Annotated in this window: 1 pseudogene; it reads left to right on the forward strand. The window is 47.3% G+C overall.

Annotated features, from left to right (window positions below):
- Window positions 1-2: 2 nt before the first annotated feature.
- A pseudogene (locus tag AB4486_RS23625) lies at window positions 3-315 on the forward strand (carbohydrate ABC transporter permease); the annotation flags it as partial.

Raw genomic sequence — 315 nt, forward strand, 5'->3', positions numbered from 1 at the left:
TCTTGATGGTGATGCTCGGCATATTACTGGTTGTTTCTGCAATCATTACGGTGTTTCCGTTTGTGTGGTCAGCTCTGCTTTCAACACGTGACCGTTCGGAAATCTTTGGTTCGGGCATCAGCTTTGCCATTGGCGATAGCTTGGCAATCAACTATGCAAAACTGCTTGAAATCATGCCGTTTTGGAAAGCGATGTTTAACTCGATTTACGTGGCTTTCCTAGGCACCACCATCTCGCTGCTGTTCTGTAGCATGGGTGGTTACGCATTTGCTGTGTTTAAGTTTCGCGGCAAGAACGTGTTGTTCGGCATGCTGG

Origin of the sequence: Vibrio sp. 10N.222.55.C6 (assembly GCF_041473395.1) — a bacterium.
GTDB classification, from domain to species: domain Bacteria; phylum Pseudomonadota; class Gammaproteobacteria; order Enterobacterales; family Vibrionaceae; genus Vibrio; species Vibrio crassostreae_C.